The sequence below is a fragment of the Streptomyces sp. NPDC001508 genome (genome assembly GCF_040298665.1).
GTDB lineage: Bacteria > Actinomycetota > Actinomycetes > Streptomycetales > Streptomycetaceae > Streptomyces.
Map to the genome: position 1 here is coordinate 1 of NZ_JBEPAP010000039.1, position 14274 is coordinate 14274.

At 68.8% G+C, this 14274-nt stretch carries 11 protein-coding genes and 1 pseudogene; 3 read left to right on the plus strand and 9 right to left on the minus strand.

Annotation, left to right across the window (positions count from 1 at the left end; genetic code table 11):
- The coding region (locus ABT245_RS28980) for an SdrD B-like domain-containing protein (RefSeq protein ID WP_351738831.1) at positions 1 to 1937 on the minus strand (1937 nt) is incomplete at its 3' end.
- Between the two features lie 478 nt (positions 1938 to 2415).
- Positions 2416 to 2727 (minus strand): annotated as a pseudogene (locus tag ABT245_RS28985) (GNAT family N-acetyltransferase); the annotation flags it as partial.
- Positions 2728 to 2987: 260 nt separating this feature from the next.
- Here ABT245_RS28985 and ABT245_RS28990 point away from each other — a divergent pair.
- Positions 2988 to 3614 (plus strand): GyrI-like domain-containing protein, encoded by a 627-nt coding sequence (locus ABT245_RS28990; RefSeq protein WP_351738834.1) that lies wholly within the window; start codon positions 2988 to 2990, stop codon positions 3612 to 3614.
- Between the two features lie 187 nt (positions 3615 to 3801).
- Here the strand turns inward: ABT245_RS28990 and ABT245_RS28995 are convergent, their stop codons facing one another.
- Positions 3802 to 4749: a CPBP family intramembrane glutamic endopeptidase gene (locus tag ABT245_RS28995; protein ID WP_351738837.1), complete on the minus strand. Its 948-nt coding sequence runs from the start codon at positions 4747 to 4749 to the stop codon at positions 3802 to 3804.
- 605 nt (positions 4750 to 5354) lie between these two features.
- Positions 5355 to 6032: a DUF4232 domain-containing protein gene (locus tag ABT245_RS29000; protein WP_351738840.1), complete on the minus strand. Its 678-nt coding sequence runs from the start codon at positions 6030 to 6032 to the stop codon at positions 5355 to 5357.
- A gap of 547 nt (positions 6033 to 6579) precedes the next feature.
- Here ABT245_RS29000 and ABT245_RS29005 point away from each other — a divergent pair.
- Complete coding sequence (locus tag ABT245_RS29005; protein ID WP_351738842.1) at positions 6580 to 7140, plus strand: AAA family ATPase; 561 nt, start codon at positions 6580 to 6582, stop codon at positions 7138 to 7140.
- Positions 7141 to 7235: 95 nt separating this feature from the next.
- Here ABT245_RS29005 and tpg read toward each other — a convergent pair whose 3' ends face one another.
- Together tpg and tap are read right to left on the minus strand one after the other, a co-directional pair.
- Positions 7236 to 7793: a telomere-protecting terminal protein Tpg gene (tpg, locus tag ABT245_RS29010; RefSeq protein ID WP_351738845.1), complete on the minus strand. Its 558-nt coding sequence runs from the start codon at positions 7791 to 7793 to the stop codon at positions 7236 to 7238.
- 9 nt (positions 7794 to 7802) lie between these two features.
- Entirely contained in the window at positions 7803 to 10079 is a 2277-nt protein-coding gene (gene tap / locus ABT245_RS29015; RefSeq protein WP_351739043.1) for a telomere-associated protein Tap, read from the minus strand.
- Positions 10080 to 10281: 202 nt separating this feature from the next.
- Here tap and ABT245_RS29020 point away from each other — a divergent pair, with 202 nt between their 5' ends.
- Complete coding sequence (locus ABT245_RS29020; RefSeq protein ID WP_351738848.1) at positions 10282 to 10614, plus strand: antibiotic biosynthesis monooxygenase family protein; 333 nt, start codon at positions 10282 to 10284, stop codon at positions 10612 to 10614.
- 320 nt (positions 10615 to 10934) lie between these two features.
- Here the strand turns inward: ABT245_RS29020 and ABT245_RS29025 are convergent, their stop codons facing one another.
- The 3 genes from ABT245_RS29025 to ABT245_RS29035 are packed head-to-tail and all read right to left on the minus strand — an operon-like array spanning position 10935 to position 13968.
- Positions 10935 to 11336: a DUF6009 family protein gene (locus ABT245_RS29025; protein ID WP_351738851.1), complete on the minus strand. Its 402-nt coding sequence runs from the start codon at positions 11334 to 11336 to the stop codon at positions 10935 to 10937.
- Positions 11333 to 12859: a DNA primase family protein gene (locus ABT245_RS29030; protein WP_351738853.1), complete on the minus strand. Its 1527-nt coding sequence runs from the start codon at positions 12857 to 12859 to the stop codon at positions 11333 to 11335. The genes ABT245_RS29025 and ABT245_RS29030 overlap by 4 nt, the downstream gene beginning before the upstream one ends.
- Entirely contained in the window at positions 12856 to 13968 is a 1113-nt protein-coding gene (locus tag ABT245_RS29035; RefSeq protein ID WP_351738856.1) for a bifunctional DNA primase/polymerase, read from the minus strand. Before ABT245_RS29035 ends, ABT245_RS29030 begins: the two co-directional genes overlap by 4 nt.
- Between the last annotated feature and the right edge of the window lie 306 nt (positions 13969 to 14274).

The window sequence follows — 14274 nt, forward strand, 5'->3', positions numbered from 1 at the left end:
GTGACCGCCGTACCGATCTTCTTGCCGGCCGCGTCGTACAGGTTCACCGTGGCACCGGCCAGGCCCGGCTCACCGGGGTCCTGGATGCCGTCCTGATCGGTGTCCTTCCAGACCCGGTTGCCGATCTGCAACGGCGCCTGGTCACACAGGATTTCCAGGTCGCCCATACCGCGGGCCTTGCCGAAGTCGTCGTTCAGGTAGAGGCCGTCCGCGTTCAGGGCGCTTGTGCCGTTGGTGCGGTCCACCCACCGAACACCGCTGCCTGTCACCTGGATGGGGTCCATCGCGGTGAAGGGGATCCTGTCCTCCACCGCGGAGAAGGCCACACCGCCCGTGCTGATCTCCTGGTGGCCGCCTTCTTCGGTGGCCATCATGTCGCCGGGGTAGAACTCCTTGACATTCGGGCCCTCTCCGCCCGAGACGGCGGGGCCGGTGTTGTTGTTCTTGCAGCCGCCGTTGCCGTCCAGGACGAACATGTGGTTACCGCCACGGCAGGCCCGGTTGATGTCACCGCCGTTGACCGCGGTGGTGGCCGGCCAGGTGGCGGAGGTGTCCGGCAAGCGCCAGCCGCTGCGGTCGGCGAAGCGGTCGGCGAAGCCGACGACCATGTCGCCGTTGGTCTCGAAGTTGATGTCGGAGAGCTCGGGCTCCGGATTCTGGATCACCTCACCCGCGCATGCCTTGCCGTCCTGGGTCAGCGGCCGGGTGTTGGTCCACGGATACCAGCTCGGGCCACCACACGGGATGGCTGAGTACCCGCCGCGGGGGAAGTTCAGCGACTGGTCCATGACGGTGCCGGTGAACTGGCCCGTGACCGGGTCGAAGACCTGCACGACCGCCCGCAGATCGGCCTTGCTGCCGGTCGACTGCGCCGAACACACGCCGCCGACATACACCTTGCCCTCGTGGAGGCCCAGGCCGTAGGGGCGCCAGTCCCCCGGCGCGGCACACCCCGGATCCTTGATGGGGTACGACGCCTTCGGCGCGGCGGCCGTGGGCTGTGTGGCGTCGTACCGGTAGAGCCTGCGGTCGTTCAGGTTGATGACGTACAGGTCCTTGCCGTCCGCGCTGACGTCCAGGTCGCCGAGCGACTGCTTGCCCACCACCGGGCCGAACGCCTCGTCCATCCCGGCATTCATGTTGTGTGGGGTGCTGCCGGGGTTGGGGACCTGGGTGAACACCACGGTCTGCTTGGTGGTCGGGTCGGTCCGGTAGATCGCACCCGCACCGCCGGGACCGTACTTCGCCCCTCGCTTGGCATAGGCGGCGGAGAAGATCTGCTTGGTCACTCTGTTGACGCCGACACCCCAGACCGTGCCCGTCTGCCCGTTGTTCGCCAGGTCAGAGACAAGGCCGGGGTTCGTCACGGCGTTACCGCGCGTGCCGAACGCGAACGCCGTCAGCGTGCGCTTGCTGTCCGGGGACGCGGAAGCGGGCGGAATAGAGGCGTTCTGACAGGCCGTGACCAAGGTGGCGTTCTTCTGGCAGTAGTCCTCCGGGGACCAGAACGAGGTGGTGATCTCCACGTTCTTGCCACCGGACAGGTCCACGAACTCCACGTTGGACGACAGCACCGTCGGATCGATCAGATTGGTCCGCGCCGAGGCGAACCCGGGGAAGAGCACACCCTCGTCGGGGTTCTTCACCTCGATCCGGTACTTGCCGCCGCCCAGGCTGTTGCCCGGGGTCAGCTTCACCGTGCCGTCCGCCTGTGTGGTCCCGGTGACCGACCGCCCCTCGTCATCGGTCAGCACCACCGTGACCCCGGACATACCCGGCTCGAGCGCCTGGTCCCACTTGCCGTTCGCGTTCACCTCACGCACGACCCGGACGGTCGCGTCACCGTCCCCGGAGTCCGCCGCCGCCGGGGAGATCGCCGAGACCACCCCCGTCGCGGCGAGCGACGCCGATAACGCGGCCGACAAGGCCAAAGACATACCGCCGGCCCACCGCCGACGTTCCCGCTGATCCACTACCAGCTCACTTTCGATAGACCGGTGTCTGCCCGTGGCGGGCAGCCGCCTCGGGTGTGAAACACCTGTAAAGATCGCCACTAGCCCTTCGCATGACGATCTGATGATCCGACCGGGTGGGTCGGCTGACGGAAGAGCCGGGGATCACCGGCCGACTGCCTTGACCTCCCGTTCCGAGCGGTGGCGGGCCCGGTCGTCGTACTGGGCATCGGCAGCTCGGCCAGGAAGCCGAGGCAGGTCATCCGTCCTTCACCGCCCGGTCGGCGATGTCGGACGTACCGTGGTCTCCACGGTGTGCGGACCGGCAGGTCACCGGATCGACGGTGTGGCGGGCGGGGCTGATACGGGTGGGCCGACGGTCTCCGGTGGGGCCGTACACCCGCTGGACGTGGCTCCCACCCGCATCGGCACAGCTACGACGTCGGCCTCAAGGATGAGCGTTGCGAACAGTCGCGGTCGCCACGCCGCGGCCGGCGACATGCTGCGCGACCCTGTAGCCGAGTTCCGCAGTGCGATCCTCGATGTCGACCAGGTTGAATCTGCCGAGTACCGAGCCGTCCTCGGCGACGAGCACATGGAAAGCGCAGATGCCGGCCTCCTGCTCGGCCAGCAAGGCGTTGTACCGGTCGGTGAACTGGTCGAAGAAGTCGTCGCCGCGGTCAGGGACCGAGGCAGCGAAGTAGGCGCGGTTCGCCAGCTCGAAGGCGAGGACCGCCGGGGCATGACCAGCATGCAGCTGCTTCAGCTCGGGCACTGCCCGACCCTATCCGGACGGCGCATCGAGCCCACCTGAGTTTCCGCCGGCGGCAGACAGCCTCAAGACCAGGGCACATAACGAACCACGGCTGAAGTCCGTACCAAGACGCACCCGATCGACAGTATTTTCAGCATTGTGAAACTCAGGACGAAGGTCACCCATGGGGCCGGCAGCGGGGCTGTGGCCTGGCGTGGTCGCCGCAGCCTGAACAACCCTGCTGACCCGTCATGACATTGCTCACCGGAAGGTTCTGCGGCATGACTGCCAAGTACGACGTCAAGCGCGAACTCAAGAAGTGCTACTCGCCCAAGAACACCGACTGGGAGCTAGTCGACATCCCCGAGCTTCATTTCCTCGCCATCGACGGGCACGGCGACCCGAACACCGCCGCCGCGTACCGCCACGCGGTCGAGGCGCTCTACGCGGTCGCCTACACCGCCAAGTTCGCAAGCAAAGAAGCCCTCGGCAAGGACTTCGTCGTGGGCCCGCTTGAGGGGCTGTGGTGGGCGGACGACATGAACGACTTCCTGGCAAGGCTCAAGGACAACTGGCGATGGAGACTGCTCATCAACGTCCCCGACTGGATCACTGGCGGCATGATCGAAGACGCCAAGCGCACCGCACTGACCAAGAAGAACCTTCCGGTCATTCCGGATGTTCGGTCAGAGACACTGCACGAGGGCGCCAGCGCCCAGGTCCTCCACATCGGCCCTTACGACGACGAGACACCGATCCTGACCAGGCTGCACCACGATTACCTTCCCGCCAACAACTTGCGGGAGGCGGGCTTGCACCACGAGATCTATCTCAGCGACCCACGCAGGACTGACCCGGCCAAGCTCAGGACAATTCTGCGGCAACCCGTAGAAACGCAAAGCGGTTGAGGGACGTCGCCGTGTCAGCGGGGGCCGATGCCCGCGAGCGGGGTTGGAGAACAGTGCTCGTGGAACCCGTGCGCAGCGGATCCGCGCCGTATGAGCATGCGACGCGGCAGCCCGGCCGGTCCTCTGTGGGAGACGGCCGGGCCCAAATGTCGCGCCGGTGGTTGCGGATCGTGCCGCGCGCGCCCGGTCAGCCGGCCGGCGAGAGCCTTGGGTCGACCAGCGAGGGCCGGGGCTGGCCCAGCCGCCCTCGTGTCGCGACCAGCAGGATCACGGCCGCCGTGGCCGAGACGAGCAGGAAGGCGTGGGACGCGTCGCTGCGCGTCTGGTCGGGGAACATGTCCGACCACGCCATGGAGATGTAGTTGTTGACACCGCAGTGCAGCAGCATCACCAGCGGCATGCTCTCGCCGGTCTTGTTGAACACCCAGGTCATCACGGCACTGAAGGCGATGGTCGTGGCGATGAACTCCACCGGCTCGATCAGCGCCACATCCGGTCCGCCGCCCCATTCGGTGAGGAACAGCGGCAGGTGCCAGACACCCCACAGGACACCGACGACGGCGGTGGCGGTCAGGGCGCCGTAGCGGTTCTGCATCCGCGGCATGGCGAACTCGCGCCAGCCGGGCTCCTCGGCGAGGCCGGTCGTGAGCAGCTGCATCAGCAGGGCCGGCAGGTAGGCGACCAGGATCCCAGCCGACGGCAGTTCGGGCGCGCGGCCGGCCAGCACGGCGGAGCCGAGCATCAGCGCACCCGGCACCGCGAGGGCCACCGCCAGATACCAGCGCCAGCCGACCTTGAACTTCGTCATGCGGGTCCGCCAGGTACGTAGCCCCGCACGGCCTTCGGTGACCCCGGTGATGAGGACGGCCGAAGTGATCGGCCCGAGGTAGGCGCCCGGCAGGACACCGAGGAGCTGGGATCCGGCCGCGCCGCCGGGGAAGGTGAAGTCCCAGACGCCGACGCCGTTGTGGGAGAGGATGTAGGGCGTCCAGGCGACCCAGCTCAGCGCGTAGGCCAGTGCGAAGAACCAGATCAGCGGGCGGCGGCGGATGCTACCGCGCAGACCCGTGAGCTGCTGGGGCGGGGCCGGCGGGGTCGGTGTGATGCCAGGGGTGGCAGGAACGTAAAAGCTCACCGCAGAGCCTTTCGGAGGGGCTGACGTGATGTGCTCAGCTCACCAGTGCGGCGCCCGGAGATCATTGCGGTGCGTACCCCAACTCCGGGTACAGCAGGCTATACCTGACAGACCGTCACCGGACGACCCCGTACTCCGCGGCTCTCCGACGCGGCATACGAGCCCGACAGTCCACGGGAGCGGATCGAATGGTGCGACGCGATGATGCGTCCCGGCCTCACAAAGCAATTAGCCGATGTGCGTTCTCGCTCCGGCGGCCAGAAGATCAAGTCACTGACATGACCGGACGGGTATGCCAGGCTCTGTCGAACCTGTCCAGCCAGCCGTCCACCTCGTCGCTGGCAGCGGCGCCGGGCGAGCGGCCGACAACGGACAGCGGAACGCCTTCAGCCCGCACGGTCCCCTGAAGTCAGCCTGGCCCGGAGAGTCCTCCCGTTACAGCGGCGAGGCCCGGCGCCTCCATGATCACTGGAACTGGTGGCGATCGTCTGGAAGTTGACCGCCACGCCCCGACCGAAAGTTGACCGTCACGGCATGAGCCGGCCCAGTCAGGCGAGAGGCACCCCAGACCCCCACCTGACACCGCCGCCTGCCGCGGGGCCGTTTCAGTTGAAGGGGACGGCGTCCGTCGGGGCGGTGTGCCAGTTGGTGACGATCGGGCTCTCGACAGTGATGGTGCCGACCGGCAGTGAAACCGGGTTGGGGTCGCTGTCACCGACGGCGACGATGATGCTGTCGAGTTCCTTGCCACCGTTTCCGTTGGTGGTCTTCGGGTTCACCCCGGCGTAGGCGGTGGTGCTCCCGCTCAGCTTGATCTGCTGGCCGGCGGTCTGCTCCGCGGGACCCGCCTCGGTGCCGTCGGATCCGAACGCCACGGTCGGAAGCGCGGCGGGCAGGTAGCAGGTGATCCCCGACTTCGCCTTCGCGATGATCAGGATGTATCCGCCGGCCTGGGTCTCGGACCTGGTGTTCCAGGAGATGTCGTTGGCGCCGCAGCTCTGCTCGACCGGCTCCCGCTTGCCGTTGCCGGTGTCGGCGCCGGAGCCGGCCCCGTCCGCGGTTCCCTTGTCCGTCGCGTCGGAGCCCTTGCCGGTGCCCTGGCTGCCGCCCGCGGTCGACGAGCCGGACGGCGTGCCCGCATCGCCGGTCGGAGTGGCGGACGAAGAACTCTGCCCGGCGCCGGTGTCCGTGGTCGCGTCCGAGCCCTGGCACGCCGTCATCAGCATGGCGCCGCCGACGAGGACCGCGGAGACGAGAAGGGCCTTACGACGGTTGCCGGACATGAAATCTCCCTGGTGATCGGTGGTTGAGGCCGAAGCGGTTTCGGCTTCTTGGTGCTTGCTCGATCACTATGAGGGGGCTGTGGGCCGAGGGGATCCCGGCGTCTTCGTACCAAGACATCGCTGTCGCAGACCGGTGACATGATCACCAAGTCGGAGAACCAAGGGGCCACATGGTCGCAGCGTTACGGCGGGGACGGCCTTTTCGTGTCGCCGAACGTCGACGCCGGCAGGACCGGACTCGATCAGCATGATGGCCGGAGTAGGCGGTGGACGGTCTCATGGCGGGCCCACGGGGACGGTGCTGCCGCGGTGCCTGTTTCCGCGGCGCGCGCTAGAACGCTAGTGCTGTGGCCGGAAAGGTTTGCCGGAAAGCTCGCGGCGTCCGGTGCGGTGCATCGCAAGGCGGAGCATCTCCCGCGTACTGGATGTACTCGGGTGATGCGACAACGCGGCGTGGGGGCACCTCCCGGCCGAAGGCTGGGGGAGTGCCGTGCCGGGCGTCGCGAGCCGGTGAACCTTTCCGGTCGCAGCACTAGCGTCGAGTCTCATGATCGTATGGCTCAACGGCACCCATGGCGCAGGCAAGACGACCACCAGTGCGCTCGTGCAGCAACTGATCCCGGATTCACGGGTGTTCGACGCCGAGAAGGTCGGTGAGACACTCATGGACATCACGCCGGGGCTGCCTGCGACGGACAACTTCCAGCACTGGCCGCCATGGCGGCCGCTCGTGGTCGAGACCGCCCGACGCGTCCTCGACTACACCGGCGGCACCCTGGTGATGCCCATGACCGTCCTGGTCGAACAGTACTGGCGCGAGATCAGCTCGGGCCTTGCCCAGCATGCCGTTCCGGTCCGGCACTTCGTCCTCCACGCCGACCAGGACACCCTCCGCGGGCGCATCGCGGGCGACACCGTTCTCGGCCCCAACTCCCCGTTCCGTCTGCAATACCTTGAGCCCTACGCCGAGGCGGCCCGCACATGGCTGCACGCCGAGGCCGAGGTTGTCGACACCACGCACCTCACACCCGCCCAGGCCGCCCGGCAGATCGCAGAGGCCGTCCAGAGTGGAGAAAAGCGACCAGCCGACGTCAAGCCTCGCGAGTGACAACAAGCCTGCCTGTGTGGCAACCAACGTGCTTCGGCTCAGTGTGACCCGCGGGCTCGCCACGTCCAGGGTGCCTACAGGTCTAATTCCACGTGCTATAGGTCGAATTCCACGTGTTCGATGTCCGTGAGGCGGACCTGCTCCAGGCTGCCGGCGCGGCGGCCGTTGTCCTGGAAGTAGATTTCCCTGAGTCCTTCGGCGGCGATCTGCTGGAGTTGCTGGTCGCCGACGCCGGCCTGCTGGGCGTCGAAGAGGCGGGCGGCGTAGCGGGGTGGCAGGGCGACGGTGAGGTGGCGAAGGCGTGCGTCGTCGGTGGTGCCGACCGGGGCGGTGTAGCCGATGCGGGCGCGGGTGTCGATGACGATGCCGGTGGTCGTCGCGGCCTGTGCCCGCGCCCTGGCGCGGATCTGCGGCTGCCAGCGCTTCTTCACCTCGCGTTCCATGCGGGCGGCGAGGTCCGGGCGGGGCTTCTTGATCTGGTCCTTCACATACCGTTCCACGGTGCGCTGGGAGATCCGCAGGAGTTGGGCGACCGGCCTGGTGCCCTTGAGCTGCCTGACCAGGTACCGCATCTGCGCGCCCGCGCTCTTGGGTGCCGGACGGGTGAACGTCTTCTGCACCGCGGCGTCCAGGCCGTCCCCGAACAGGGTCATCGCCCTCCCCTACTCTCCGTTGTCGACGTCGGTGACGGTGCCGTCCTTGATGTAGCGGGCGAGGTTGAGTTCCGGGGCGTCGAACCGCTCGCGGACCTCTTCGCCCCACAGGACGCTCTGGGTGCCCTCGTGCTTGACCAGGCCCGGGTTGATGCCGAGTCTGAAGCCGCCGGGCAGCGGCTTGCCGTCCCGGTAGGGGAGGAAGTCCAGCGGCGAGGTACCGTCGGCCGCGTACACGACGCAGTCGGACAGGATCGCGACCGGGTACTGGCCGGTGAACGCCGCGTGTTTGACGATCTTGCGGTGCAGGTTGACGCGCGTGCGGGAGATGACCGCGGCGCGGATGTCCGGCCGCCAGGTGGGGCGGGCCAGGGCCCGCCATGGCTCGCCCGGCCGCCAGCCCTCGCCCCGCGGGCGTTCGCGCAGCTTGCCCAGGCCGCCCTTGACCGTCGCCTTGATCGCCGAGACGACGATCGTCAGTTGAGGATCGCGTTCCTTGTAGCCGTCCATGGCCGCCAGGAAGTCGGCGGGCGGCAGGTCGGCGGTGACGCCGAGGTCGGCCATGGTGGCGAGGTAGGCGTCGCGCAGCCGGTTGTACCAGCCGTCCAGGTAGCGGCCGTTGTCGTGGCGCACCCATGCCTCGACCGGGCGCACCTCGTAGCCCAGTTCCTGCGCGTAGGCGACGGTGGGTGTCGCGTACCAGGCCGGGCCTTCGGGGCGGTCGCCCTTCGGCGTGAACGGGCTGGGCAGCATCTCGCCGTCCAGGTCGGCCCATCTGCCCTTGGCGATCTGCACGCGGGACAGGTCGATGTGGGACAGGTCGACCAGCCACGAACCGGGCAGTTTCGCGTCGAACACCGGCGCCTTGACGTGCGTCGGCGCACCGAGGCCGACGACGACGCCGTTGGCGCCGGCGGCGAAGGCCATGTTGACGTCGATGCCGATCAGGTTGCGGCGCATGCATTCGGCGTCGGTGAGCGGGCGCGCCCAGTCGTACGCCTCCTCGAACAGCTTCTCCGCCGGGCCGCGCACATGGAAGCGCGGCAGATCCTTCAGGAGCGGATGCCCGTCCGGGGCCTCGCAGGGCGCGCAGTCAACCGGATGCGCCCCCAGCGAGCCGGGGTTGTGCTCCGAGTGCCGACGGCCGTCGGCATCGGGCTCGGACGCGCGGGTCGGCGGGTGCAGCGCGGTCATCAGCTCCAGGCCGGTGACGGCCGTGGAGCCGCGCGGCGTCATCACCCGGGACGCGTACACGCCCAGCAGGCGGGCGAGTTCGGGTGGCGGCAGCTGGGCGGCCTCGCCCCAGTGCCGGGCGTCGAGCGCATGCCAGGACGGGATGCACAGCTGCACGCAGGCCCGCTCCGCGCCGTGGGCCGGGCGGTAGATCCGCGCCCACGGGCCGAGCCCGCGTTTGGTCAGCTTCCAGTCGGCGCGGGCGAGTTGCTTGACGACCTTGTGGCTCTCCGGGATCCGCCCGGCGAGCCGCTCCTCATCCGTGAGGGCGACGGGCAGGCCGTAGCGCCGCAGCGCGGCCTCGGTGAGCACGAGCAGCGGATCGGCGTCCTTGCCCGGTCCGGACAGTTTCGGCTGCCCGAGCTTCGCCTCGCGCAGTGTCCAGTCCACCAGGGCCGGGAGGGACTTCGCGGGCACGTCCAGGACGAGTCCGCCGACGCAGTACGCCAGTACCTGGCCGTCGGGGTCGGCGTCGACCACGGCGAGCGGGCCGTTCTCGAAGCGCGGGTCCGCGGCCGCGGTGGCGGCGGGCCCGGGGGTGGTCTTCTTCGCCGCCGGCCGCCGGGACGTCGGCGACGGTCTGGTACCGCGCGCCGACCGCGGTGTGGGGGCCGGGGCGGCGGGAGGGGGCTGGGTGTCCTGTCCGGCCGGCGCGAGGGCCGGAACGGGGGCGGGAACCGGGGCGGGGGCGAGGTGTGGGGATACGGCGGTCTGCGGTTCCGGGGCCGGTTCCGGGGCGGCGGCGGTCGCGGACGTCTCGGCCCTTGTCGTGTTCTCGACAGGCGTCGCGGTGTCGGCGTCGGCGTCGGCAGGGTAAAGCTCCGCGAGCTTGTTCAGCAGGCGCGCGTACGCCTCCCGCTCCGGGCCGCGCGGCTCCGTCGGCTTCTTGACGGACTCCCAGCCGGACACCGTGGCCCGGCGCACCTTCAGCGCCGTCGCCACTTCGTCCAGCGTCAGTCCGTGCGCCTGGCGCAGCCGCTTGCGGTCCGCCGGGGACGGCAGCGGAGACCGGGACGCGACCAGCGCGTCGACCCGGTCGAACAGCTCGGACATGGTCACCTCCTGCCTCTCGATCATCCCACGGAACGTACGTTTCACGTACCCATGCCGTACGGATCGCGTACGACGGCACGGCGTGGCCGGGCGGAAGAACTTGGTGCTCCGAAGTCTGAGTCCGCGTGGGGGCCGCGTCCGATCGGTGGAATGCGGTGCCTTCCCTGTCCCCCGGCCCTCGGGTAAGGGGGAGAAAAAGGTCATGACTGTTACCGCACACATCGACAGCAGCCGCCCGGTGGCAACCCTGATCAATGTCTTCACCGTCTCCCCCGACCGTCAGAGCGAACTCCTCACGCTGCTCGCCCATGCCACCGAGGAGACGATGAAGCACCAGCCCGGCTTCGTCTGCGCCAACTTCCACGCCTCCCAGGACGGCGAGCGTGTCATCAACTACGCCCAGTGGGAGTCCGAGGAGCACTACCGGGCGATGCTCGCCAACCCCGAGGCCCGTGTCCACATGGAGCAGGCAGCCAAGATCGCCACTGATGTGCAGCCTCGGCTGTTCCGGGTGCATTCGACACACGGCAAGTGAGACGCGTGACCGGCCCGCCGCCGGACGAGGGCGACCGGAGATCCCGGCACCTCGTCTCCGGTCGTCTGATCCAGGACGGGTCGGGGGCGCCTTGGCCGGGCTGCCGGTAGGCCCGGCGGCGGCGGTCGCGACCTGGAAGCGGTGGCACCAGAGCCCGGTCGGCGGGCGGCAGCACTCCCCCGGCGCGTCACGTCCTCGGCAGGCTTGGCCGGCCTCCCCGACGCCCCCTGGAGGACGCGCCGTGCTGCGCCGCGTACGGAATCTGACGCTCGGGGCACTCGGGCTCTTGTCGGCCGCCGACCGTCAAGGGCGCGCGGCGGTCACAACGGGAGCGTTATACCGAGTTGCTGCATGGCACTGGAGGGCGGGCCGCCTTCGGAACGCTCCGTCTTGTAGCCCTTGGTCCGCGGGGCCAGGGTGTGGGGGTCAACCGCTTCGGCGGGGGCGCTCTTCGCGTAGAGCCCGTCCGGCTGGCTGTCGCGGTCGTGGGGCAGGAGCCAGAAGACCCGCCGGCGGAAGGTTCCGGACTGGCGGGACGGCTTCGCGGTCGGGCCGAGGAGGGCGTAGCCGACCATGCGTCCGTCGCGGTGGTAGGGCGGCTTGCCCTTGCGGGTGGGCAGGCGGTCCAGGCTCTGACGGACGTAGTCGAGGCTGTCGATGTCCTCCAGCCACACCAGCTCCGTCTCGTGGCTGATCTCGTCCTCGGCGATCAGGGAGCTCATGCCTCGGCGTCCCTTTCCTGGTCGGTGAGCAGTCCGATACCCGGGTAGTGCTTACGCTGGTTGGACAGGATCATCTCCTTGGGCGAAGCCAGTCCCACGAGTTCGCGCGTGCGGGCGGCGAACGCCCTTGAGGACATGATCGGTGCTCCCTCATTCTGACACCACGTCCTGTAGGCCGCGTAGAGGGCCGTCTGCTCCGCCCGGAGATCGGAGCCCAGCACGCAGGACTCGTCGTAGAAGCGGCCGGTGTGGTCCTCGGTCTCGGCGTAGGCGTTGGTGGCGATGCGTACCCGTTCGGGACCGGTGAGGTCGCGGTCGCTGGCAAGGTAGCGGCGGGCGCCGTCGATGAGCCAGCCGAGGATGCCCGGACCCTCCTCGGTGACAAGGATGTCGGCCAGGTTGTCGATCTTGCGATGGTCGGGAACGACACGCTCGAAAGGGATCAACCGCATACGACGCCAGAACGCAAAACCACCCGTACCGACCTCCGGCCGGTGATTACCCAGCAACCAGAGCTTGTGAGTCGGCTCAAAACTGAAGAAATCCTGCCGCATCCGACGCGCCTTGATCCGATCCCCACCCGTCAACAGCTTGACCCGCGCCTCATCGAACTTGTCACCCGGCTTGACCTCCGAACACACGATCACCCGCCGACCATGCAACTCGGCCAGGTCGGTGGGGTGGCCTTCGTAGGGCCGTGCCATCAAGAACCCGGGCGGAGCCGCATCGGCATAATCCCCCAGCAGCTTCATCAGCACGTCCAGCAGAACCGACTTGCCATTCTTGCCGGAGCCGAAGAGGAACGGGAGGATCTGCCCGCCGACGTCGCCGGTGACGGAGTACCCGAGGAGCAGTTGCAGATAGTCGATCATCTCCCGGCCTTCGGCGTCGTCGCCGAAGGTGTCGGTCAGGAACCTCCCCCACCGCGGCGTGGCCACATGCCGCGGCCCGACGGTGGTGGACCGGGAGTGGAAGTCCTTGTCCGGGTCGGGGGTCTTCACCAGTCCCGTGCGCAGATCGACGATGCCGTCGGGTGTACACAGGGCGTACGGATCGGCGTCCAGCAACGCCGCGTTCAACACCATCCCGGGCGCGGACTTGGCCTGCGCGAGCATGGCGTTGATACCGGTGGTCGACAGCGCGCGGCGGCGGTGCTGTTGCAGCGCTGTGGTTGTGAAGACACCGCGCGGATCATGGCCGGAGATGCTCTCCGCGAGGTCCCCGGCCGCCCACAGCACGGTGTCGTCCTCGTCGATCTGCCAGCGGGTGGTGTCCCACCGGTACCAGCCGATACCGGGTACGTGCCGGTAGTCGTTGGCGTACAGCTGCACGAACAGCTTGGCGTTGCCGCGGTCGGAGAGGGTGTCCGGCAGCAGCCCGTTGGCGGTCACCTCTCCGGCTGGGACACGGCCGGCTTCGGCCTGCGCAGGGCGCGGCACGGCTGCGGCCCCCTGAGCCCTGATCTGAGCGGCAACGGCCTCCGGGTCGAACTCGAAGAGCGTTTCCGGCTTGGGAGACGTCATGGGCGCCTCCCACGGCCGTACAGAGGCCGCTTCAGACCCGCCGTGAGACCGCTGTGGACGATCTGCTCGATACGCCGCTCCTGGCCGGGGCGGGCCGCGACCGCCGTGTCCCTGAGGGCTTGTACGGCCTCGTCCTGGAGCAGACGGCCGGCCGCGACGAGCCCGCCGATCGTGTAGGCGGCACGGTTGAGGACGTCGGAGAACCCGGCGCCCTCGGCGATCTGCCCGCAGGCCTGCACCGGGGCGAGGACGGCGTCGAGGATGTCCCTCCCGCGGTCCCGGCCGCCACCGGCGGCGAGAACGGCCTGCCGGGCGCGGGCCGGTACCGGCCGGGGCGCGGGGATGTTCGATGCGGGCAGATGGCCGGTGCGCTCCAGTTCCTGGGCGAGCCAGAACGGCAGCGCTGCCGGTTCGCGGGCCTCGCCGACAGGCGTGTACGTCCCGTGCTGCGTGGTGGTCCCGGGCGCGATGATGTAGCTGCCGTGGGCGCGGACGTCCACCTGCCAGGCCAGGGCGCGGCCGGGGCTTGAGCCGACGGAGGACTGCCAGCGGCGGCCGTCCGCCCGGTACCAGATGTGCATGCCGCCCGAGGGGGTGCGGACGCGCATCGTGCTCTCATCGTCCGCGGGGCTGGGCTGGCCTCGCAGGGCGGCCAGGACGGCAAGGGTGTGGAAGCCGTTGGCGAGGCCCGTGAGGTCGATGTGGTCGGCGATGGGGATGCCCGGCAGGATCCGGTCCCGGGTGGGCGGTTCGGCGGGGTGGGCGTCGACATCGATGACGACCAGGCCTGCCAGACCGCAGGCCACGCCGATGCCGAACTCCGGGTTCGCCCCCCACCACTGCTGGATGCGGTCCTGGTCGAGGGTGGCCGCGTGGAAGCCGTGGCACCAACGGCCTGCCTGGAGGCACGGGCAGCCTGCGGGCGGGTGGGGATTCCTGCGGCAGTCGGGGCAGTTCGCGGCCGGGGTCTTACGACCCTTGGCCAAGGGGTGGACCGGCCAGCCTCGACGGGCGCACCAGCGGGCGGTGGCCAGGGACAGCTCAGCGACTGAAGGGCCGTCGGCGGCGCGCGTTGAGTCGCTGGGAGAAAACCGCAGATCAGCTGGCATCTCCACTCCCTATCAGCGACCGAAGCGACTCAACGACGGACACAGACTAGCGAATGAGGCTGCTGAGGTCGTGGACCACATGCCCCGATGGACGGATCCAGCGACTGAAGGAAAAGGGCAGCGACTGAACGCTCTTCGGTAGCTACTCAACAGCCAAGAGAAAACCGCAGGTCAGAGAAGTCTCAAGACCAAAACAGCGACTGAAGCGACTGAAGGCCTCTATATATCACGCACACGCGCACACTCTAACTTCCTCATATATACGGGCCTTGAGTCGCTTCAGTCGCTGTCTCTGGAACGACACCG